Genomic DNA, 20,883 nt, shown 5'->3' on the forward strand with positions numbered 1-20,883 from the left:
CAAAAAAAGGAAAAGATGGTGTTGAAGCTATTAGTAAAATAATGTCAAATCTTAGAGCTAATGTTTCTAACTCTTTACTAGGTAAAGAAGTAGTATCAAAAAGAGATTTTAGTCTTGGATATGAAGGATTACCAAAATCAGATGTTATTCAATTTGTATTAGAGGATAATACATATATTACAGCTAGACCTTCTGGAACAGAACCAAAAATCAAATATTACTTCTGTGTCGTTGGAAAAACAGAGATAGAAGCAAACGAAAAATTAATGAAAACTATGGAGGATTTCCAAGCTTTTATTGATTAAATCTTGGAGGTGCTTATGTTAAGCGGAATGTATATACATATTCCTTTTTGTCTTAATAAATGCAATTATTGTGATTTTTTATCTTTTAAATCTACTGATGAAGAGAGAGAAAAATATGTAGCTGCACTTATTAATGAAATTAATATGTATCCTAAATTTCCACTTGAAACTGTTTATTTTGGGGGAGGTACTCCCTCTTTATTAACTCCTGAGCAAGTTAGCAGAATTTTAAATAATTTAAATATTAAAAATAATGCTGAAATTACTCTTGAAGTTAATCCAAAAACAGTTACACTTGAGAAATTTAAACTTTTTAAAAAAGCTGGTATAAACAGAGTTAGCATTGGAATACAAAGCTTTAATGATGAACTACTTAAAACTTTAGGTAGACTCCATTCTTCTTCAGAAGGAGAGGAGGCTTTTTATTTTGCTAGAAAAGCTGGATTTGATAATATCAGTTTAGACTTAATGTTTTCCCTACCAAACCAGACTCTAAAGGATCTGAAATCTGACTTAAATCGTCTATTTTCATTAAGACCTGAGCACTTCTCTATATATTCTTTAATTTGGGAAGAGGGTACTGATTTCTTTAGTAAACTTGAAGCTGGAATTTATAAAGAAACTGATAATGACTTAGAAGCATCTATGTATGAACTAATTATCGATGAAGCTCAAAAAAATGGATATATTCATTATGAAATTTCAAATTTCTGCCTTCCAGAAAAAAGAGCTATACACAATACAAAATACTGGAAAAATGAAGAGTATCTTGGAATCGGAATTGGGGCATCTGGGTATTATCAAGATGTTAGATATAAAAATGTCTTAAAAATTCCTGAATATTATGCTAAAATATCTGATAACGTTAAGCCTATTTTAGAAGAAGAGTTTGTAGATTCTGATGAAAAAGAGATTTATGAATATATTCTTGGTTTACGAATTATTCCTGATGGAATTATTCCTAAAGGAAAATATATAGATCTTTGTAATAATTTAGTTGACGAGGGATTTCTAATAAAAAATAATTTTAGATATATTTTATCTAAAAAAGGTATTCTCATGGCTAATGATGTTTTTAGTAAATTTATTTAATTATTTAGGAGGAAATTGTGGGAATTTCAGAAAATATTAATGATATCTTATTAGATATAAAAAAACTCTCTCCAGATCCTGAAAAAGTAAATCTTGTTGCTGTCACTAAATATGTTGATATTGAGACTATAAAAGAGGTACTTAAAGGTGGTGCTCATATTTTAGGAGAGAATAAAGTTCAAGTTTTGACTAAAAAATATGAGGAGCTTTCAAGTTATTCTATTAATCACAAATGGCACTTTATTGGAAATCTTCAGAAAAATAAAGTTAAATATATTGCTCGTTTCATTGATATGATTCACTCTATTAACAAACTTTCTTTAGCTGAAGAGATTAATAAAAGAGCTAAAGAACATAATAGGGTTATTGAGGTTTTAATAGAGATAAATCTTTTTCAAGAAGATAGTAAAGAGGGTTATGATTATCAAGATTTTTTAAATGATATTCCTGCTCTTTTATCTCTTGAAAATATCAAAATTAAAGGTCTTATGACAATGGCACCGTATACCGATAATGAAGATTTTATTAGAAATGGATTTAAAAAATTAAGAGAGTTAAAAGATGAGTTAAATATTCTTTATTTCAATGATTCTTTAACTGAACTTTCTATGGGAATGAGTAATGATTATAAATTAGCTCTTGAAGAGGGAGCAACTCTTATAAGAGTAGGTAGTAAAATATTCGAATAAAATATGGAGGTATCAATGAAAATTACTAAATTCAAAAATGCTTTTAAAGATTTTACTGATAGTGTTGGACTTACTTTTGATCCTGATGAAGAAAATTATGAGGAGTATCAAGAGGAAAGTGAATTAGCTGCTCCTGCTCCTAAATTTGGATTAAATAATAGCACTAAGGAAGATGTTGTTCCTTCTTTTAACAACACTATTCCTAAAGCAGAAATTAAAACACCAATCAACAATACTGTTCAAGAAGATTGTCAAACAATTTTTGTCAATCCAAAAAGTTTTGCAGAATGTAGAAAAATTGCAGATTATATAAAAAATGATAAAGTGGTTACACTAAATCTAGAAAATGTAAATGGAAAAGATGCACAAAGAATTCTTGATTTTTTAAGTGGTGCAATCAACATAAAAGAAGCTAAATGGATTCCTATTAGTAGAAATGTATTTACTTCTGTTCCTAAAAATATCAACTTCCTATATGATGGAAAAAATGATTTAAAACAAAATACTTTTTTAGATATTGACCACGAATAATTAATTTATGGAGGTTAATAATGAAAGCATTAGCGCTTTTTTCTGGAGGACTTGATAGTGCTCTAGCAATTAAAATTATAAAAGATCAAGGAATTGAGGTTATAGCTCTTAACTTTGTATCACATTTCTTTGGTGGAAAAAATGAAAAAGCTGAAAATATGGCTAAACAACTTGGGGTTCAATTAGAGTATGTTAATTTTAGTAGTGTTCACACTGAAATTTTAAAAGATCCTGTTCATGGACGTGGAAAGAATATGAACCCTTGTATCGATTGTCATGCTTTAATGTTTAAAACAGCTGGTGATCTTATGAAAAAATATGGAGCTTCATTTATTATCTCTGGTGAAGTTCTAGGACAAAGACCTATGTCACAAAATTATCAAGCTCTAGAAAAAGTTAAAGCTCTTTCTCCTGGTCTTGAGAATCTTATTGTGAGACCTTTATCAGCAAAGCTTTTACCAGAAAGTGAACCTGAAAAATTAGGATGGATTGATAGAAGTAAGCTTTTAGATATCCAAGGAAGAAGTAGAAAAACTCAAATGGAACTAATGGATAAATTCGGTATTGTAGACTATCCAACTCCTGGTGGAGGATGTCTTCTTACTGACCCAGCTTATTCAAAGAGACTTAGAATCCTAGAAGAGGATGGACTATTAGAAGATGAAAACTCTAATCTATTCCACCTTTTAAAAATTGGAAGATTTTTTAGATTTGAAAAAGGAAAATATTTAATAGTTGGAAGAGAGCAAGAAGATAATTTAAAAATAAATGAATTTAAAGATTACGGCTCTTTATTTATTAGAGGAAAAGAGGTTCCTGGACCTCACATGGTTGGATTTGGTAATCTGACACAAGATGAGATTGATTTTTCTTTAAATCTATTTTCTAGATACTCAAAAGTTAAAGGAACTACAGAAATAACTATTTTACTAAATGGAAAAGACGTTACTATCCCTGCAGTTGACCTTGAAAATTTAAATGAAAAAATTAAAAAGTATCAAATTACTATGTAATTTTTAACAGCTAAGATATTTTCTTAGCTGTTTTTTTTTCAATTTTTATTTTAATTTATTCAAAAACGTTATATAATTATTTTGTGTTCACATATACTAAATAATGTTAAGGAGGGGACAAATTATGAAGTTGTCCAGTTATCTTTCAGAAGATAAGATTATATCTAACCTAAAAGGAGAAACCTTTGAGGAACTTATTACAAATTTACTTAAAGAACTTGCTAAAACAAATAAGCAAGTTAAAGTAGAACAAGAGATTATGAAAAGGGCTATTTTAAAAAGAGAGAGTGAAGCTTCTACGTATATTGGAAATGGTGTTGCAATTCCTCACGCTAGACTTGAATACTTTGATGATATCATTGTTTCTATCGCTTTTCCTGAAAAACATGTAACTATGAAAAATGTAATGGGTGAAGAAGAACCTGTTGATTTCATTGTTCTTATTGTTGCTGATGTTTTAAAAAATAAGAATATCCTTAAAATTATGTCTGGAATCTCTAGACTTTGCCTTAAAAATAAAGATGTTTTTAAAGAGATTTTAAAATATAAATCTCCTGAAAAAACAATTGAAATTTTAAATAAAATGAAAATTGAAATAGATCATAATATTACCGCTGAAGACTTATTTACCACATCTATACTCCCTGCTAAAGAAAATAACACTCTAGAAGATATTGCAAAAAGAATTATTATGGACAGAGTTTCTGGAATCCCAGTAGTTGATAATCATAATAACTTTTTGGGAGAAATTACAGAGCGAGAACTTATTTCTTTTGGTATGCCTAAACATACTACTATTTTAAATGATTTAAGTTTTCTTACCGTAGGTGAACCTTTCGAAAATTATTTAGTAAATGAAAAAATAACAACTATAAAAGATCTGTATAGAACAGAAGGAATAATTACAATTGATAAAGATGCTTCCCTTATGGAGATATCATATATATTTATGAATAAAGGTGTTACAAGAATTTATGTTCTTGAAAATAATAAATATGTTGGTCTTATATTTAGGTCCGATATAATTAAGAAAATTTTACATATATAAGGAGAATATTTTTATGTATTCAATTAAAACTGTTTCTGAAATGGTCGGTCTTTCGTCTCATACAATTAGATACTATGACAAATGTGGTTTAATGCCATATATCGCTCGAAATAAAAATGGAATTCGTTCCTTTTCTCAAGATGATATATTTTGGATTGAAATAATTAAGTGTCTTAAAAATACTGGAATGACTATTGAAGACATTAAATCAATTGTCGATTTAAGTTTAAAAGGAGATCAGACAAAAGAGGAAAGACTAGCTATTCTTTTAGAACATAGAAAAAAAATATTAGAACAAATTGAAGAATTAAATAATAATTTAAAGAAACTTGATTTAAAAATTGCTTGGTATGAGAATAATTCTATTTCTTGTAAATAAATATCTTGACTTAGAGTCAACTCTAAGGTTTATAATCTCACTAATTAATAATAGGAGGTTGATTTCATGTTAAATTTTAATTTTTATAACCCAACTCATATAGTTTTTGGAAAAGATACTTTAGATCAATTAAATACTTTAGTTCCTTTAAATGCCAAAGTGCTAATAACTTACGGTGGGGGATCTGTTAAGAAGTTTGGAACATTAGAAAATGTTATTAAAAATCTTCCTGGAAGAAAAATCTTTGAATTTGGTGGAATTGAACCAAATCCTCAATATGAAACTTTAATGAAAGCTGTCGATATTGCTAAAAAAGAAAATATAGATTTTCTTCTTGCTGTTGGTGGGGGATCTGTTATGGATGGAACTAAATTTATAGCTCTTGCTTCTAAATATGATGGTGATTGCCTAAATCTGCTAACTCCAGATTTTGATTTAGCTCCAGTTGATTCAGCAATTCCTTTAGGAACTGTTGTCACTTTACCAGCTACTGGATCTGAAATGAATAATGGAGCTGTTATCAGTCATAAAGGATTAAAAGTTCCTGTTTTTAGTATGCATACATTTCCAAAATTTTCTATACTTGACCCTACGTTAACATTTACTTTACCTAAAAATCAAGTTGCTAACGGTATTATTGATACTTTTATTCATACTGTTGAGCAGTATGTTACTTATCCTGTAGACGCTAGATTTCAAGATAGAACTGCTGAAGGAATTTTGAAAACACTTATTGAAATTGGTAAAACAACAATTGAAGAACCAACTAACTATGATGCTCGTGCTAACCTTGTTTGGTGTGCTACTATGGCATTAAACGGATTGATTGGTGCTGGAGTTCCTCAAGACTGGACGACACATATGATTGGTCATGAAATTACTGCTATGTTTGGTGTCGACCATGGAAAAACTCTTGCTATACTTCAACCAGCTATATGGGAAGTTAGAAAAGAGAAAAAAAGAGAGAAATTAATTCAATATGCTGAACGTGTTTGGAATATTGAAGAGATTAATAATGATTTAAAAATTAAACAAGCTATTGAGAAAACTCGTTCATTCTTTGAAGAACTTGGAGTTAAAACTCATCTTTCAGATTATGGTATAACAAAAGATAAAATAGATGATTTGATTTTAGCTTTAGAAAAAAACCATAGAACTTCTTTATCAGAAACTGGAGATTTATCTTTAGAAATAAGTAGAGAAATTCTCGAAAAAGCATTATAATATTTTAAGAGGCTGAGAAGTTTTTCTCAGCCATTTTTTAAAGAGGTGATTATTTTGAAAATAGATTTACTACAAGAAGCTAACCGTTGCTTAAATTGCAAAAAACCACTTTGTAAAATACATTGTCCTATATCCACAGACATACCTAATATTATAAATTTATTTAAAGAAAATAAAATAGATGAAGCTGGAGAAATTTTATTTACAAATAATCCTTTATCTATATTTTGTTCTATTGTATGTCCTCATGAAGAACAATGTAAAGGTCATTGTATAAAGGGAATTAAAGAAACTCCTGTTGAGTTTCCACTTATTGAAAAAGAAATTTCTACTGAATATCTTTCTAAATTACCTTTAAATAAAAAAGAAAATAAAAAAATAGATATAGCTATTATTGGCGGAGGACCTGCTGGTATTACTTCTGCTATTCTCTTAGCTAAAGAAGGCTTTAATGTTACTATATTTGAAGCTTTTTCTAAGTTGGGTGGTGTCTTAAGATTTGGTATTCCTGAATTTAGACTATCTAGAGAGTTAATGGATACTTTTGAAAAATACCTTTTAAATCTAGGTATTAAAATTAAATATAATACTTTAGTTGGTCCTACTCATACTATTCAAAATTTAAAAAATGATGACTTTAAGTATATTATCATTACAACTGGTGTTTGGAATCCTAAACCTATGGATATAAAAGGAGAAACTAAGGGAAATGTTCACTATGCTATTAACTACCTTGTTTCCCCTGAGTCATATAACCTTGGACCTAACGTTTTAGTTATTGGTGGAGGGAATGTTGCTATGGATGCAGCTAGAGTTGCTAAAAGATTGGGTAGTTCTGTAACAGTAATGTATAGACGTGGTGAAGAAGATATGCCCGCTACTAAAGTTGAAATAGCTGAAGCAAAAGAAGATGGTGTAAATTTCAAATTTTACTATGCTCCAAAAGAAATTTTAGATAATACTATGATTTTTCTAAGAACTGAATCGCATACTGATGAAAATGGAAGAAAAAAACTTGTTACTTTAGAAGATACTGACATTGCAATACCTTATAGCTCGATTATAGTTGCTGTTAGTCAAGGGCCTAAAAAAAACATTGTCTCTTCTGAAGATAGAATTAGTCTTGAAAAATGGGGAACTGTAATTGTTAATGACAATTTTGAAACAACTTTAGAAAATGTATTTTCTTGTGGTGATGTAGTTACTGGTCCTAAGACTGTCGTTGCTGCTGTTAATGATGCTAAAAAAGTAGTTACTAATATCTTAAAAAAAGAGGAGTTGATTTAATCAACTCCTTTTTCTTATCTCTCTATTCTATTGTATTCTTCTAATGCTCTTCTTAAAATTATCATCGAATTCTCTATATCATCAACACTTGTACAGAAAGAAAATCTCACTTCATTCTCTCCTTTTCCTTCGCTTTGATAAAATCCAGGACCTGGAGCTAATAAAAGCGTTTGATTTTCATATGAGTAATCTGTCAATAACCATTTTGCAAATTTTTCTGCATTATCTATTGGTAATTTTGCAAAAGCATAAAATGCTCCATGAGGTTTATAACAAACTACTCCTGGTATTCTATTTAAATATGAAAATAATAAATCTCTTCTATTTTGATATTTTATTCTTACATCTTCTAAATAGTTATCCATTGTATTTATTAAATTTGATGCTGCATGTTGTTCAATTGTTGAAACACATAGTCTAGCTTGGCTAAACTTCATTATACAGCTCATTAGCTCTTTATTTTTGCTAGCTATCAGACCTATTCTTGCTCCACATGCACTGTAGTGTTTAGATATACTATCTACTAGTATTACTCTATCTTTTACATCATCTAATTGCATAAAAGATGTATAAGGAATATCATCATAAACAAATTGTCTATATACCTCATCTGCTATTATATATATATCTTTTTCTTTAGCTATCTGTGCTATCATCTCTATTTCATCTTTTGTATAAACAGTTCCTGTTGGATTAACTGGATTTGATAACATTATAGCTCTTGTTTTATCTGTTATTAAAGATTCGATTTTTTCCTTTGACGGTAAATGAAAACTAGTTTCTATTGTTGTTTCAATAGGTACTACCTCTGCCCCTGCAAACTGGCAAAAACTTGTATAGTTTGAATAAAAAGGCTCTGGTATTAATATATTGTCTCCCTCATTACATATAGCCATTAAGACAAACATAATAGCCTCACTACCACCCTGAGTTATTAATAAATCCTCTTCTTTTACATTAATTCCCATCTTTTGGTAGCTTTTAGCAAAACTTTCCAATAGTTGTGGTATTCCTTGTGAATGAGAGTATTTAACTATTTTCTCTTTATAGTTATGTAATCCTTCAAAAAATGAATCTGGTGTCACTACATTTGGTTGTCCTATATTTAATTTATAAACTTTTATTCCCTTTGCTTCTGCTGCATCGGCCAGAGGAATCAACTTTCTTATTGGTGAAAAATTCATTTCTAATGCTCTTTTTGATAATTTCATTTTGTTCCTCCTAGCTTTATATTTGTATATTATTTTAAAAATTTTTTTTAATTTTCTAAATATGATACGATATTTTTTAAATAAAGTCAACTATTCCTTTATAAAAAAAGAAGCAGAGTTAATCTGCTTCACATATCTCTTATCTATTATTTTCCCCAAGTATCAGGAGTTTTATTCCACTTTAAAGCTATTTCAGCTTCTTCTGAATCTATATAGTTCTCTTCTGTCGCAACGTTAATTAATGAAGCAAAGTTTGAAAGTGTAGTCCAAGGAATATGGTCTTGCTCAAAGTTCTTATATGCTTTTTCAAACTCATATGAGAATATTGCTAATACTTCAACATCAATAGCTCCTGCTTCTCTTGCAGCTGCTACAGCCTTTATCGAGCTTCCTCCTGTTGATATTAAGTCTTCTATTATTATTACTTTTTTCTCTTCAAATTCAGCTCCTTCAATTTGTCTTCCTGCACCATGAGCCTTCTTTTCTCCTCTAATATAAGCCATTGGTACATTCATCTCTTGAGCTATAAATGCTGCCCATGGAATTCCTGCTGTTGCTGTTCCTGCTACAATGTCAAACTCTTTTTCTTTTAAAACTTCTATAAAAGCATCTACTACAACTTGTCTCTCTTTAGGGAATCCTATCATTTTTCTATTGTCACAATAGATTGGACTTTTTATTCCTGATACAAAAGTAAATGGATCCTTTACACTTAATCTAACTGCCTCTGTTCCTAATAATGATTTTGCTATATTTTTTTCTCTAGACATTTTTATAATTCACTCCTTCTCCAATTTTTTCTATAAAATTTTTACCATCATAAACAATATGACCTCTTACCATAGTTAATAGTACTTTTCCCCCTCCTACTATTCCACTATAAGGTGTCCATGCACATTTTGAGATTACATCTTCATTTTTTATAATCTCTTTATTATTTAAATCTACTACAACTAAATCTGCATCATACCCAACTTCTATCTTTCCTTTTCCAACAATCCCAAATATTTTAGCTGGATTTTCTGACATAACTTTCTGTAAAGTTTTCATGTCTATTTTTTTATTTAATTCTTTTAACATCATCTCTAAAGAATTCTCCACCCCTGGTATTCCATATGTTGTTTTAGAATTTTTTTCCTCTAAAGTATGTGGTGCATGATCAGTTCCTATTGTATCAATAGTCCCATCTTCTATTCCTAACCAAAGAGCCTCATTATCCTCTTTGCTTTTTAGCTCTGGCTTCATTATAAGTAACGAGTTTGCCATACTTGAATCTAAAAATAAGTGATGTGGAGCTACTTCTCCATATATTTTTAATCCCTCTTTTTTTGCAGCTCTTAACTTTTCTACTTCACTTTTTTTAGAAAGATGACACAGATATAGTGGTTTTCTAAATTTCCTAGCTAAATCTATAGCTTTATCTACCATCTCTTCCTCTGCATGAACTGATATTATTTTAGATTCTTTAAATAAATTTTCTAAAACTTTTTCCTCTTCAACTAACATATCACCTGTTGACATATTCAGAAATATTTTAGTTGAAGCTACTCTATCTCTTACTTTTCTTATCTCTTCACTATTATCTAATTTACTTCCCCCAAAGTGAAATCCATAATCTACATAACTTCTATTTTTAGAATTGCTCTCTTTAGCATCTAAAATCTCTTTTGTTGTTGTATTTGGAACTGTATTTGGCATATCTATAAATGTTGTTACTCCACCCTTAGCACATGCTTTACTTCCTGTTTCAAAATCTTCTTTATAAGATAATCCTGGATCTCTCATATGAGTATGTACATCTATTACTCCAGGTAAAACCCAGTTTCCATCCATATCTATAATCTCATCTATGTCTAACTCTTCTACTTCTGAGCATCTATATATTTTAACAATCTTTCCTTTTTCTACTAAAATATCCTTTATATCTTCTTCTCCATGATATAAAACTCTACAGTTTTTTAGCAACATAGACTTCCCTCTTTTACTCCCTCCTCTATTTCAGCTAATACTTTTTTAGCTGCTTCTACAGGATTCTCATTTTTAGTTATCGGTCTTCCTACAACTAGATAATCACATCCATTTAGTATTGCATCTTTAGGAGTCATTATTCTCTCTTGATCATTAGCAACTGACCATTTAGGTCTTACTCCAGGACATACTGTTTTAAAGTTTTCTCCACATAGTTCTTTAATCGCTTTTGCTTCCCACGGCGAACATACAATTCCATCCATTCCAGCTTCTTTTGTTAATTTAGCTAAATTTAAAGCTAACTCTTTTAATGTTAATTCACTTTTAAAAGTTTCTTTTAATCCCTCTTCTGAAAAACTTGTTAAAATTGTTACAGCAATTGATAGTATTTCTGGATTTACCTCTTTTACTCTTTTTGCAACTGATTCCATCATAGCTCTTCCACCACTTGCATGTACATTAAACATGAATACATCTTGTTTAGCTGCAAATAATGATGCCATTGTTGTTGTATTTGGAATATCATGGAATTTTAAATCTAAAAATACTTTTTTACCTTTTTGAGTAAGATATTCTACCATCTCTCCCTTTGAGTTTAAAAACAACTCTAATCCCACTTTATAAAAAGAAACTGTTTCTCCTAGAATCTCAACTATATTCTTAGCATCCTCCATATTTGAATAATCTAATGCTATTATTAATCTATCTTTAATATTCATTTTTCCTCCGTTATTTTTATCTATTAGTTGTGTGCTGCTCCTACAATCTCTTGTATATTTTCTAATCCATTCTCTTCACAAAATTTTTCTAATCCATCTTTTATCTCAACTGGTAAAATTGGATTTGAAAATAGTCCTGTTCCTAATGAAACCATTGTTGCTCCTGCCATCATAAATTCTATTGCATCCTCAGTAGAAGAGATCCCTCCCATTCCAACTATTGGTATATTTACATTTTTATATACTTGATATACCATTCTTAAAGCTACTGGTTTTACTGCAGGTCCTGAGAATCCACCAAAAGTATTTCCTAATACAGGTTTTCTCTTTTTAATATCTATTGCCATTCCTAGTAAAGTATTTATTAAAGATACTGCATCTGCACCGTTCTCTTCTACAACTTTTGCTATATGAACTATATCCGTTACGTTAGGTGATAACTTCACAATCAAAGGTTTTGTTGTTACTTCTCTAACAGCCTTTGTTACAGCTCCAGCTACTTCTGGCTTAGCACCAAATGCCATTCCTCCATCTTTTACATTTGGACATGATATATTTAATTCTATCATATCAACTTCTGGAATATTTTCTACTCTTTTAGCTATTTCAACATACTCCTCTATTACTTTTCCATTTATGTTAACTATTATTGGAGACTCAATTCCCGATGACTTTATATTTTTTACAATTACATTTTCAAAGTAATCAATCCCTGGATTTTCAAGTCCAACACAGTTTAGCATTCCTCCTGGAGTCTCTGCTATTCTAGTTCCATAGTTACCATCTCTAGGTTCCATTGTTATTCCTTTTACTACAATTCCTCCCAAAACATTTGGATCAAAATAATCCTTATACTCTAATCCAAACCCAAAACATCCTGACGACGTTACCATTGGATTTTTAAACTCTTTTCCTAAAAAATTTGTTTTTAATCTATTCATCTTTTTCACTCCCTTAGTTTCCACAGCTACACCCTGTATTTTCTTTAGGATTTACATCCACTATTATTTTTGAATCAAAAACCGGTCCATCATGACAAACTTTTTTCATTCCATCTAATGTTTTTATTGAACATCCAACACATGCCTTAACTCCACATGCCATTCTTTCTTCTAAAGATACTTCACAAAACACATCTGCTTTTAACGATGTTTCTGCTACTGCTTCCATCATTTTATGAGGTCCACAAGTTTGAACCATATCTATTTTTTCATCAGATAAAACTCTACTTAAAACAGATATTACATTTCCTTTCTCTCCTAAAGAACCATCATCTGTTGTTATATATGTTTTTACTCCATCTAAATTTAAATTTTCTAATATATTTAAAGCTTCTTTTCCTCTTCCACCAGCTACAAATATAACTTCATTTTCTTTTTTTAACTCATCTATTAGTAGCTTTGTTGGAGCAATTCCCATTCCTCCCCCTACAACAACACACTTTTTATTTTTTACTTCTGTTGTAAATCCTGTTCCTAAAGGTCCTTGGATATTTAAAATTTCTCCAACTTCAAGTGTAGCAAACTCCTGTGTTCCTCCACCTTTTACTTCGTAATAAAACTCTAAAATATTTTTATCTTTATCTACATTATGAAGACTGATTGGTCTTCTTAAAATTCTTATTTCATTTTTTAGTTTTAACATAAAAAACTGTCCAGCTTTTGAATATTGAGAAGCCTTCTCAGATTCTATTTTCATTAAGTAGTAGTCTTCTCCAACTTTATAATTTTCTAATACTTTACAATCCTCTAAAAACATTTTTTCCTCCCAAATCTATCTTAAAATATTTTATTTTTTTATATCTCTATTACAGTAGTAACAATATTCATGTTCTTTATCTACAACATACTTGTTTTCTGTTTCCTCAAATTTTGTAATACACTTTTCATTATTACAAATAATTTTAGTTGATTTTCTAATATCTTTTTCTAGTATCTCACAGTTTAATGTTTCTACCAATCCTAACGCTACTGAAAAAATAGCTTCTCTTGTTGGGACTCCATTTGCTGCTTGTTCAAAATATTTAGCATGCTTTGTTTCATCTAAATCTATTTTTATTTCATCTACCCTAGGCAACGGATGTAAAATTATCATATTTTCTTTACATTTACCTACAATACTTTCTTTATCTATGATATAAACTCCAGCTACTTTTTCATAATCTTCTTGATTATCAAATCTTTCCTTTTGAATTCTTGTCATGTACAATACATCTATCTCTTTTAATACATCTTTGTAATCATTTAATATATGATATTTTATATTTTTTTTCTCAAGCTCTCTTACAATATACTCTGGTATTTGAATTACTTCTGGTGCTATAAAATAAAACTCACAGTTAAACATCTCTAAAGCTTTTGTTAACGAATGAACTGTTCTTCCATATTTTAAATCTCCTACAAAAGCTACCTTTTTTCCTTCTATATTTCCAAACTCTTTTTCAATTGTATATAAATCTAAAAGAGTTTGACTTGGATGCTCATTAGCTCCATCTCCAGCATTTATTACTGGTACTTTTGCTATATCTGCTGCAAAACGAGCCGCTCCATCTCTATTGTGTCTCATAACAATTACATCAGAATAAGCTTCTGTCATCTTTATTGTATCTCTTAATGATTCACCTTTTTTTAAAGAAGTGGCGTCTGGTGAATCAAATCCCAAGACTTTAGCTCCTAATCTATAAGCTGCCGATGTAAATGATAATCTTGTTCTTGTTGAAGGTTCGAAAAATAAGCTTCCAACTATTTTATTTTTCAAAAGTTCTTCATTTTTTTTCTCTAACTCTTTTGCTACTCTTAAAACCTCTAAAATATCACCTTTTGTAAAATCTTTCATTGAAATAAAATCTCTCATTTTTCCTCCTTAATAATTTTAGTTAAAAAAAAAGGAATAGAAATTACAAATTAATGTAACTTCTATTCCATATATTAAAATCAAAATTAAAAGATAAAAATAATGAAAATAGTATTTTTTTCTTTTTTTCTTTTTTTAATCCAAAAATACTTAACAACTTTTTCACTTTTTATCCTCCCTACTTTTTTTACGCTTTGAAAAGTATATCATACCTTTTTAAATTTGTAAAGCAATATTTTCCAGTGTAGATAAAGCAAATTCAATCTCTTCATCTGTATTAAAATATCCAAAAGAAAACCTTACTGTTCCTGTTTCATAAGTTCCAATAACTTTATGAGCTAATGGTGCACAATGAAATCCCGGTCTTACAAAAATACCAAATTCTTCATCTAAAATTTGTGCTAAATCTCCACTATCAACACCGTCTATATTTAAACTTACTACAGGTCCTTGTTCTTCTGTTAAACTTTTATAAATTTTTATTTTTTCTATATCTTTTAATCCATCTATAAATCTTTTAGTTAATCGATTTTCATGTTCTCTTATTTTATCTAATCCCATCTCATTTATAAAGTCTATTCCAGCTCCTAAACTTATTACCCCTGGAGTATTTATAGTTCCTGCTTCTAAAAGTTCTGGCATCTCTTTTGGTTGTCTTGAAAGTTTTGAAAAACTTCCTGTTCCTCCTTCTAAAATAGGTTCTATTTTTACATTATCTCTCAAACAAATTGCGCCTATTCCTTGTATTCCAAAAAGCGATTTATGTCCTGTTAAACACAATATAGATATGTTGTGTTTCTCCATATCTATATACGAATACCCCGCACTTTGTGAAGCATCTAATATAAATAAAAGATTATGTTTTTTACATATTTTTCCTATCTCTTCTATATTTTGAATAGTACCATTTACATTAGATATATGATTAATTACAACTGCTTTTGTTTCTGAAGTAATATTTTTTTCAATTTCATCATATGTATTAACAAAAGTCAATTTTATATTTTTTTCATCTTGCATATAAAATAATGGTCTTAAAACAGAATTATGCTCAAAATTTGTTGTTATAACGTGTGAATTTTGAGGAATACCACCTTTTATTGCAAAATTTAATGACTCTGTTGCATTAGCTGTAAATGCTATATTTAAACTATTTTTTACATTAAAAAACTTTGCTATCTTCTCTCTTACTTCGTATATTTTTCTTCCAGCCTCTACAGCTTTTCTATGTCCTGCTCTTCCTGGATTTGCATTATACTCTCTTAAACCAATCTCTACAGCTTTATAAACTGCCTCTGGTTTTGGTGAACTTGTTGCTGAATTATCAAAATAATAGTTCTTCATACTTTTCTCCTCTTAAAAAATAATAAAGAGAGGATTTCTCCTCTCTTTTATCTTAGTTTATTTTTGCAAAAACTTCAACTATATTGTATAAGTGATCCTTTATTCTTCTATAGTTATTTAAAATATCCATATATCCTGTACTTAACATCGCCGGCATTACATTTTCTGAAACATGCTCTAAATGCTCTGCTCTTGCTCTTTTATACTCTTCTTTTATAAAATTACATTTTTTTATTGTTCCTATAAATAGGTCTCTATCTCTTAACTCATAAGCTCTATTTATATCATCAAATAAATCTTCAACATTAGCATGTAATTGATTTAAAGTAGCTCTTTTATACTCACTTAATTCAATTCCATTATCTTGCATTTTTTTCATTGTCTTAGCAATTCTTAATAAGTAATCACTTACAGTTTCATACTCATCACAAGTTTGTAAATTTTCTCTAGTATCTTCAGTATTTGCATGATCTAATGTTCCATTTAAAATGTGGAAGTTTACATCTGAAATCTCTTTTTGGAATAAATCTAAAGTATCTTCTAACTTTTCTATTTTTCCAACTTGATTATCTATCTTTTCTCTACCTGAAAGAACATTATCTAATTTCATAAATATTTCTTTTATATGTGTACCCATAGTTAAAATTTCTTTTTGTGTTTGTTCAACTACTACTGATGGTGTATCTGCCATTAAAATATCTAAATGAGTTACTCTCTCTTTTGCAACTGGTGAATCTGATTTTACTACTTTACATAAGAAATCAGCTAAATATCCAGTAAATGGTATAAATAAACATACGTTTATTATGTTAAACATTGTATGAGCTGTAGCAATTGCTGCTGTTAAATTATTATCTGGATCTAAAATATGCTCTAAGAATCCTAAATAGAATCTAAATATTGTTGTTGCCCATAAAACTCCAGCAATATTAATTATTGTATGTGCATAAGCTGCTCTTTTTGCATTTGCTGTAGCATTTAAAGATGCTAATAAAGCTGTTATTGTTGTTCCTACATTTTCTCCTAGAACTAATGCTACTGCTGTTGGATAATCAATTAATCCTTGTACAGCTAGTGTTATTGTAATACCTAACGTTGCTGAAGATGATTGAACAACTGCTGTTAATAACGCTCCTACTGCTGCTGCCTTTAATACTCCAAAATATGTATCTGCTGTAAACGCATGGAAAAGTGATACGAACTCTGGTAATGATCTTAATGGTTTTAAACCATCACTCATTAATTCTAATCCAAAGAATATAAGTCCTAATCCCATAATTGCCATTGCTCTTGTTCTAGCCTTTTCACTAGTAAAGAACATTGTTGAAATAGCTGCTGCTCCAGCCATTGGAAGTCCATATTTTCCTATTTTTAAAACTAGTATCCATCCAGTTATTGTCGTTCCTATATTAGCTCCTAGTATTACTCCTAGTGCCTGCTTTAATGTTAATAATGATGCATTAACAAATCCTATTGTCATTACAGTACTTACAGATGAAGATTGAACTAGTGCTGTTACAAATACTCCCATTCCTATTGCCATAAAACGGTTTGTTGTAAGCATAGCAAGAATTTTTTTCAATCTCTCTCCTGCCATTTTTTGCATTCCTTTAGACATATTTTCCATTCCATACAAGAATAGACCTAGTCCTCCTAGAACCTTAAAAAAGATATCTAAGTACATTTTTCCTCCTAAATTTTACTTTTTTATTTTAATTTTTTTGGTTAAATAGTCAATCTGGTAAATTTTAACATGTATTTTAATAAATGTAAAATAAAAAACCATTTTTTAACTTAAAATTTACACGTTTTTAACATTAAAATATATTTTCATAAAATAAAAAAAGAGGTGTTTTTTTTCAACACCTCACTTAACCCTTATTTTTATTGATATCTATCTTTTATATTCTTATATATTATCAAAGAATTCTTTTGAATTTTTTTCAAGTTTAAATCCTGCTATTTTATTTACAATAATAGCTATTGCTCCATCTCCAGTTACATTACAAGCAGTTCCAAAACTATCTTGCGCTAAGTAAAGAGCAATCATTATTGATGTTAATGTTGGAGGGAATCCTAACATTGTTTCAATAATTCCTAACGCTGCCATAACTGCTCCTCCAGGAACTCCTGGTGCTGCAACCATTGTAACTCCTAACATTAGTATGAATCCAAACATTGTTCCGAAAGTTATGCTCATTCCATTTAACATCATTATTGCCATTGCACAACTTACTAGTGTTATTGTACTTCCTGATAAATGTATCGTTGCACAAAGAGGGACAACGAACTCAGCAATACCTGTATTTACACCATTTTCTTTTGTTTGATTCAGTGTTACTGGTATCGTAGCTGCTGATGATTGAGTTCCTATAGCAGTAAAATACGCTGGTAACATTGTTTTTAATAATCTAATTGGATTTGCTCCTGCCATTCCTCCAGCTATAAAGTAAAGTATTAAAAGTATTGTTATGTGTAATAAAATAATTACAGCAAATACTTTAGAGAATACTGTTAGTATTGTAGCAACTTGTCCAGCATAAGTCATATTGGCAAAAATTCCAGCTATATGTAGTGGTAAAAATGGAATGATTATATTTCTTATAATTCCTTCTACAACTTTTTGGAATTCGTTCATTACATCTTTTATTGCATGTCCTTTTACTATAGCAATTCCTATTCCTAAAATAAAAGCCATTAATAATGCTGTCATTACATCCATTATTGGAGGCATATTTATTGTTAAATATCCTGATAATAATGCATGCTCTGGATTATCTGCTGTTTCTAGCATTGATCCTGTTTTTAAAATCATTTTAAATACTGCCGTATTTACAAAATATGTAAATGAACCTGCTAAAACTGTTGAAATATATGCTATTGCTGTTGTTATTCCCAACAACTTACCTGCTCCAGTTCCTAAATCACCAATTCCAGGTGCAACGAATCCGATTATGATAAGTGGTATTGAGAATTTTAAAAAGTTTCCAAAAATACCATTAAATGTTGCTAATAATCTTATAGGTACCTCCATTCCTAGCATACCTACTCCAATACCAATTATAATTGCTAAAATCAGTTTTGGTAAAAGACCTATTTTTTTCATTTTTTCTCCTCCCAGTATTTAACTTTGTTTATAAAAGAATCAATAATATATGTAATACTACATTTTTTTCGGATTTGCAAATATTTTTTATGTAAGTATCATTAAATTTGTATTTTTTATATATATGTAGTAAAATTAATATAAAAACTTAATTATATTAAGGTCAAGGATGTGAAATATGATAAAAGGTAATGTTGAAGGAGTTAGAGATTCTATTTTAGCAGAATTAGATACTATTTATAGTATGAGTGTTGAAAAAGGAAAACTTGTTAGTCCTGAAATTGTTGCACTTATAACTGATATAACTAGAGTTATAAATCGTGAAATTAGTGTTTCAATTGATAGAAAAGGAAAAATATTAGAAGTAGCTATTGGAGATAGTAATAGTGTTGAACTACCTATTTTAGAAATTTCTAGTAAAAAATTAAGTGGAGTTAAAGTTATTCATACTCATCCCAATGGATATTCTAAACTTTCTATGATTGATATTTCAGCTTTACTAAAGTTAAAATTGGATGCTATATTAGCTATTGGTGTAGGTGAAACTGAAATAACAGGTGTTAATATAGGATACTGCAAAATAGAAAATCAAGAACTAGTTTATGAAGAAATTGAAAATTTATCTTTAGATAAAGTTATGTCTACAGATTATTTAGATAAAGTTTTAGAAATTGAATCTGAACTTAGAAAAAGTGATGTTATTGAAGATGATAGCGAATACGCTATAGTTGTTGGTGTAGATTCTGAAGAGAGTTTAGATGAATTAGAAGAGTTAGCTAGAGCATGTGATGTTAATGTTGCAGGAAGAATTTTTCAAAAGATAAAAAGAATTGACAATATCTTCTATATTGGTAGTGGAAAAGTTAGAGAGTTAGCTTTATTAAGACAGATTAAAAATGCTAACTTAATAATTTTTGATGAAGAGTTAAGTGGAGTTCAGATTAAAAACTTAGAAGCTGTTACGGGATGTAAAGTTATTGATAGAACAATACTTATTCTAGAAATTTTCGCTAGAAGAGCTAGAACTAGGGAAGCTAAAATACAGGTTGAATTAGCACAACTTAAGTATAGAAGTCAAAGACTTATTGGTTTAGGTAGTATTATGTCTAGAACTGGTGGAGGAATTGGAACTAAGGGACCTGGAGAAAAAAAGTTAGAGATAGATAGAAGAAGAATTAAAGATGAAATTTTTGCCCTTAGACAAGAATTAGAAAAAATAAAAAAAATTAGAGCTCTTCAAAGAACTAAAAGAGAAAGTTCTGGTATTCCTAGAGTTTCTTTAGTTGGATATACTAACGTAGGTAAATCAACACTTAGAAATCTTCTTGTGGAAATGTATCCAAGTGATAATACTGTTAAAAAAGAAGCTGTTTTTGCAGAAAATATGCTTTTTGCAACTTTAGATGCTACTACTAGAACTATGGTTCTTCCAGATAAAAGAGTTACTGCTCTAACTGATACTGTTGGATTTGTTAGAAAACTTCCTCATGATTTAATTGAAGCTTTTAAATCCACATTAGAAGAAGTTATTTTTTCTGATTTACTTGTTCATTTAGTTGATGCTTCAAGTGATACTGTTGTTCAACAGATTAAATCTGTTGAAAATGTTTTAACAGAATTAGGTGCAATTGATAAACCGACTATACTTGCTTTAAATAAATGTGATGTAGCTACTGATGAGCAAATTGAAAAATTAAAAGAATTATATAACCATATGGATATTGTTGAAATTAGTGCTAAAAATGAAATTAATATTGATTTATTAATGGATAAAATTACAACATCTTTACCTAGAACAATGAAAAGAGTAGAGCTTTTAATTCCATATTCAGATAGTTCTATCAATGCTTACTTACATAGAAATGCTATTATCGAAAGTGAATCTTACGAGGCTGATGGAACATTAATTATTGCTACTGTTAGTGATGAAGTTTACAATAAATGTTCTAATTTCATTATAAAAGAAATTTAAGCCACTAAATTTTAAATAAAAAGCCAAAATTTTTGGCTTTTTATTTTTAAAATTTTTTTAAAAAATTGCATTGACATTTTTTTTATATTATGATACTATATTTTTGTGATTGCGGGAGTAGCTCAGTTGGTAGAGCGTCAGC

At 29.3% G+C, this 20,883-nt stretch carries 20 protein-coding genes and 1 pseudogene; 10 read left to right on the forward strand and 11 right to left on the reverse strand.

Annotation, left to right across the window (positions count from 1 at the left end; all coding sequences use genetic code 11):
• From HMPREF0202_RS03510 to HMPREF0202_RS03550, 9 genes and pseudogenes are all read left to right on the forward strand, one after another.
• Window positions 1–305, forward strand: a pseudogene (locus HMPREF0202_RS03510) (phospho-sugar mutase); the annotation flags it as partial.
• Window positions 306–320: 15 nt separating this feature from the next.
• Entirely contained in the window at window positions 321–1,397 is a 1,077-nt protein-coding gene (gene hemW / locus HMPREF0202_RS03515) for a radical SAM family heme chaperone HemW (RefSeq protein ID WP_023052005.1), read from the forward strand.
• 17 nt (window positions 1,398–1,414) lie between these two features.
• A complete protein-coding gene (locus tag HMPREF0202_RS03520; protein WP_023052006.1) occupies window positions 1,415–2,086 on the forward strand; it encodes a YggS family pyridoxal phosphate-dependent enzyme in 672 nt (223 codons plus the stop codon).
• A 15-nt stretch (window positions 2,087–2,101) separates the two neighbouring features.
• Window positions 2,102–2,617 (forward strand): cell division protein SepF, encoded by a 516-nt coding sequence (locus HMPREF0202_RS14655; protein ID WP_051364122.1) that lies wholly within the window; start codon window positions 2,102–2,104, stop codon window positions 2,615–2,617.
• Between the two features lie 20 nt (window positions 2,618–2,637).
• The gene (locus tag HMPREF0202_RS03530; RefSeq protein ID WP_023052008.1) at window positions 2,638–3,630 is read left to right on the forward strand and encodes a 7-cyano-7-deazaguanine synthase; all 993 of its coding nucleotides are present in this window, start codon (window positions 2,638–2,640) and stop codon (window positions 3,628–3,630) included.
• 124 nt (window positions 3,631–3,754) lie between these two features.
• Window positions 3,755–4,678 (forward strand): PTS sugar transporter subunit IIA, encoded by a 924-nt coding sequence (locus tag HMPREF0202_RS03535; RefSeq protein ID WP_040406264.1) that lies wholly within the window; start codon window positions 3,755–3,757, stop codon window positions 4,676–4,678.
• 13 nt (window positions 4,679–4,691) lie between these two features.
• A complete protein-coding gene (locus HMPREF0202_RS03540; RefSeq protein WP_023052010.1) occupies window positions 4,692–5,057 on the forward strand; it encodes a MerR family transcriptional regulator in 366 nt (121 codons plus the stop codon).
• Window positions 5,058–5,123: 66 nt separating this feature from the next.
• Window positions 5,124–6,281 (forward strand): iron-containing alcohol dehydrogenase, encoded by a 1,158-nt coding sequence (locus HMPREF0202_RS03545; RefSeq protein WP_023052011.1) that lies wholly within the window; start codon window positions 5,124–5,126, stop codon window positions 6,279–6,281.
• A gap of 54 nt (window positions 6,282–6,335) precedes the next feature.
• Window positions 6,336–7,568, forward strand: a complete 1,233-nt coding sequence (locus HMPREF0202_RS03550) for an NAD(P)-dependent oxidoreductase (RefSeq protein ID WP_211231156.1) — start codon at window positions 6,336–6,338, stop codon at window positions 7,566–7,568.
• A gap of 14 nt (window positions 7,569–7,582) precedes the next feature.
• On the opposite strand, the gene HMPREF0202_RS03555 is transcribed toward HMPREF0202_RS03550, so the two are convergent.
• From HMPREF0202_RS03555 to HMPREF0202_RS03600, 11 genes are all read right to left on the reverse strand, one after another.
• Window positions 7,583–8,779, reverse strand: coding sequence for a pyridoxal phosphate-dependent aminotransferase (locus tag HMPREF0202_RS03555; protein ID WP_023052013.1), 1,197 nt, complete (start codon window positions 8,777–8,779; stop codon window positions 7,583–7,585).
• A 146-nt stretch (window positions 8,780–8,925) separates the two neighbouring features.
• A complete protein-coding gene (pyrE, locus tag HMPREF0202_RS03560) occupies window positions 8,926–9,549 on the reverse strand; it encodes an orotate phosphoribosyltransferase (RefSeq protein WP_023052014.1) in 624 nt (207 codons plus the stop codon).
• Window positions 9,542–10,747, reverse strand: a complete 1,206-nt coding sequence (locus tag HMPREF0202_RS03565; RefSeq protein WP_023052015.1) for a dihydroorotase — start codon at window positions 10,745–10,747, stop codon at window positions 9,542–9,544. Before HMPREF0202_RS03565 ends, pyrE begins: the two co-directional genes overlap by 8 nt.
• On the reverse strand, window positions 10,738–11,466 hold the full coding sequence (pyrF, locus tag HMPREF0202_RS03570) for an orotidine-5'-phosphate decarboxylase (RefSeq protein WP_023052016.1): 729 nt from the start codon (window positions 11,464–11,466) through the stop codon (window positions 10,738–10,740). The genes HMPREF0202_RS03565 and pyrF overlap by 10 nt, the downstream gene beginning before the upstream one ends.
• Before the next feature lie 23 nt (window positions 11,467–11,489).
• Window positions 11,490–12,407: a dihydroorotate dehydrogenase gene (locus HMPREF0202_RS03575; RefSeq protein ID WP_040406266.1), complete on the reverse strand. Its 918-nt coding sequence runs from the start codon at window positions 12,405–12,407 to the stop codon at window positions 11,490–11,492.
• A 13-nt stretch (window positions 12,408–12,420) separates the two neighbouring features.
• On the reverse strand, window positions 12,421–13,224 hold the full coding sequence (locus HMPREF0202_RS03580; RefSeq protein ID WP_023052018.1) for a dihydroorotate dehydrogenase electron transfer subunit: 804 nt from the start codon (window positions 13,222–13,224) through the stop codon (window positions 12,421–12,423).
• 30 nt (window positions 13,225–13,254) lie between these two features.
• Complete coding sequence (gene pyrB, locus HMPREF0202_RS03585) at window positions 13,255–14,319, reverse strand: aspartate carbamoyltransferase (RefSeq protein WP_023052019.1); 1,065 nt, start codon at window positions 14,317–14,319, stop codon at window positions 13,255–13,257.
• 43 nt (window positions 14,320–14,362) lie between these two features.
• Window positions 14,363–14,485 (reverse strand): hypothetical protein, encoded by a 123-nt coding sequence (locus HMPREF0202_RS15590; RefSeq protein WP_023052020.1) that lies wholly within the window; start codon window positions 14,483–14,485, stop codon window positions 14,363–14,365.
• A gap of 50 nt (window positions 14,486–14,535) precedes the next feature.
• Complete coding sequence (locus tag HMPREF0202_RS03590) at window positions 14,536–15,663, reverse strand: aminotransferase class V-fold PLP-dependent enzyme (protein ID WP_023052021.1); 1,128 nt, start codon at window positions 15,661–15,663, stop codon at window positions 14,536–14,538.
• A 52-nt stretch (window positions 15,664–15,715) separates the two neighbouring features.
• Window positions 15,716–17,347 (reverse strand): Na/Pi cotransporter family protein, encoded by a 1,632-nt coding sequence (locus HMPREF0202_RS03595; protein ID WP_023052022.1) that lies wholly within the window; start codon window positions 17,345–17,347, stop codon window positions 15,716–15,718.
• A gap of 225 nt (window positions 17,348–17,572) precedes the next feature.
• Window positions 17,573–18,769, reverse strand: coding sequence for a dicarboxylate/amino acid:cation symporter (locus HMPREF0202_RS03600; protein ID WP_023052023.1), 1,197 nt, complete (start codon window positions 18,767–18,769; stop codon window positions 17,573–17,575).
• 178 nt (window positions 18,770–18,947) lie between these two features.
• Between HMPREF0202_RS03600 and hflX the strand changes: the two genes are divergently transcribed.
• Window positions 18,948–20,741 (forward strand): GTPase HflX, encoded by a 1,794-nt coding sequence (hflX, locus tag HMPREF0202_RS03605; protein ID WP_023052024.1) that lies wholly within the window; start codon window positions 18,948–18,950, stop codon window positions 20,739–20,741.
• Window positions 20,742–20,883: the final 142 nt, after the last annotated feature.

This window comes from Cetobacterium somerae ATCC BAA-474, from assembly GCF_000479045.1.
GTDB lineage: Bacteria > Fusobacteriota > Fusobacteriia > Fusobacteriales > Fusobacteriaceae > Cetobacterium_A > Cetobacterium_A somerae.

Bases quoted from the DNA above. Each gene is read 5' to 3' on its own strand.
- hemW (WP_023052005.1), top strand. From the start codon at position 321: ATGTTAAGCGGAATGTATATACATATTCCTTTTTGTCTTAATAAATGC.
- HMPREF0202_RS14655 (WP_051364122.1), top strand. From the start codon at position 2,102: ATGAAAATTACTAAATTCAAAAATGCTTTTAAAGATTTTACTGATAGT.
- HMPREF0202_RS03530 (WP_023052008.1), top strand. From the start codon at position 2,638: ATGAAAGCATTAGCGCTTTTTTCTGGAGGACTTGATAGTGCTCTAGCA.
- HMPREF0202_RS03535 (WP_040406264.1), top strand. From the start codon at position 3,755: ATGAAGTTGTCCAGTTATCTTTCAGAAGATAAGATTATATCTAACCTA.
- HMPREF0202_RS03540 (WP_023052010.1), top strand. From the start codon at position 4,692: ATGTATTCAATTAAAACTGTTTCTGAAATGGTCGGTCTTTCGTCTCAT.
- HMPREF0202_RS03545 (WP_023052011.1), top strand. From the start codon at position 5,124: ATGTTAAATTTTAATTTTTATAACCCAACTCATATAGTTTTTGGAAAA.
- HMPREF0202_RS03555 (WP_023052013.1), bottom strand. From the start codon at position 8,779: ATGAAATTATCAAAAAGAGCATTAGAAATGAATTTTTCACCAATAAGA.
- pyrE (WP_023052014.1), bottom strand. From the start codon at position 9,549: ATGTCTAGAGAAAAAAATATAGCAAAATCATTATTAGGAACAGAGGCA.
- HMPREF0202_RS03565 (WP_023052015.1), bottom strand. From the start codon at position 10,747: ATGTTGCTAAAAAACTGTAGAGTTTTATATCATGGAGAAGAAGATATA.
- pyrF (WP_023052016.1), bottom strand. From the start codon at position 11,466: ATGAATATTAAAGATAGATTAATAATAGCATTAGATTATTCAAATATG.
- HMPREF0202_RS03575 (WP_040406266.1), bottom strand. From the start codon at position 12,407: ATGAATAGATTAAAAACAAATTTTTTAGGAAAAGAGTTTAAAAATCCA.
- HMPREF0202_RS03580 (WP_023052018.1), bottom strand. From the start codon at position 13,224: ATGTTTTTAGAGGATTGTAAAGTATTAGAAAATTATAAAGTTGGAGAA.
- pyrB (WP_023052019.1), bottom strand. From the start codon at position 14,319: ATGAGAGATTTTATTTCAATGAAAGATTTTACAAAAGGTGATATTTTA.
- HMPREF0202_RS03590 (WP_023052021.1), bottom strand. From the start codon at position 15,663: ATGAAGAACTATTATTTTGATAATTCAGCAACAAGTTCACCAAAACCA.
- HMPREF0202_RS03595 (WP_023052022.1), bottom strand. From the start codon at position 17,347: ATGTACTTAGATATCTTTTTTAAGGTTCTAGGAGGACTAGGTCTATTC.
- HMPREF0202_RS03600 (WP_023052023.1), bottom strand. From the start codon at position 18,769: ATGAAAAAAATAGGTCTTTTACCAAAACTGATTTTAGCAATTATAATT.
- hflX (WP_023052024.1), top strand. From the start codon at position 18,948: ATGATAAAAGGTAATGTTGAAGGAGTTAGAGATTCTATTTTAGCAGAA.